This is a genomic window from Pseudoalteromonas sp. MMG013 (genome assembly GCF_018100885.1).
Lineage (GTDB): Bacteria > Pseudomonadota > Gammaproteobacteria > Enterobacterales > Alteromonadaceae > Pseudoalteromonas > Pseudoalteromonas aurantia.
In genome coordinates this window covers 1-802 of record NZ_JAGJEE010000090.1, presented here as the reverse complement: position 1 = coordinate 802, position 802 = coordinate 1, and the positions used below count along the sequence as shown (strand labels likewise).

Below are 802 nucleotides of genomic sequence, written 5' to 3'. Positions count from 1 at the left end.
CGGGCAGACTTTACAGTCTTTTAAGTAACCGCAGAATCGTGTGTATTGTTGATGATGACTTTTTACATTTATGCCGCTTCGCCGTTTCTCTTGTTCTGTTTCCTTTTTACTTATAGGAAGTTTTCACTTTCTTTGAATAACGGATTTCGCTTTCTAAACTGGTTATCGGCTATATAAGTATCAAAGCCACTTTCGGCCATGAATGCGAGGTTCGCTTCGCTGTTAAAACCGCTGTCTGCGGTGAACTTAGTATGTTGTTTAGTTAACTTAGGGTTCTGGCAGACCTGAGCCAATTGTTGTTTTAATTGTGCCACCGCAGGTTGTAAGGTTTGTTGCTCTCCTACTGAACCCCATGCTTGTGCTTGCAGTATAATTTGGTGTTTATCATCATTAATCGCGATACCGTTATAGCCTTGAATGGTACCTTTTGAGGTCGTCATTTTTGCACTGTCTGGGTCGGTGATGTTGCTTTTGACTGGCTTGCCTTTGCTACCTGTTTTTTCTTGGTGTGTGGCAAGAAATTGTGTGATTTTATCGGCACTTTTATCTAGCTTTTCTTTTTGCTTTAAATCTTGATTAACCTGCTCTTCGCTTAGATTATCTTGTGATTGGTGCCGCTCGAGAATGCGTTTACTCGCGCGCTCTAATTTGGCTTTTTTACGCCCAAGCTCATCGAATGTACCGCTCATTATTCGTATCATCCTGATACTCACCCTTTCAGGGCCAGCTTCGCTGTTCAAATTTATTCCCGATAAATTTGTGTTTACTGGCATTGGACTTTAATTTACACCCATCAATGGCG

The 802-nt window shown here is 41.5% G+C and carries 1 protein-coding gene; it reads right to left on the bottom strand.

Annotation, left to right across the window (positions count from 1 at the left end):
- Positions 1 to 110: 110 nt before the first annotated feature.
- Entirely contained in the window at positions 111 to 689 is a 579-nt protein-coding gene (locus J8L98_RS24985) for a hypothetical protein (protein WP_247682693.1), read from the bottom strand.
- Positions 690 to 802 lie beyond the last annotated feature (113 nt).

Excerpts from the sequence above, each read along its gene's own strand:
- J8L98_RS24985 (WP_247682693.1), bottom strand. The coding sequence starts at position 689 with ATGAGCGGTACATTCGATGAGCTTGGGCGTAAAAAAGCCAAATTAGAG.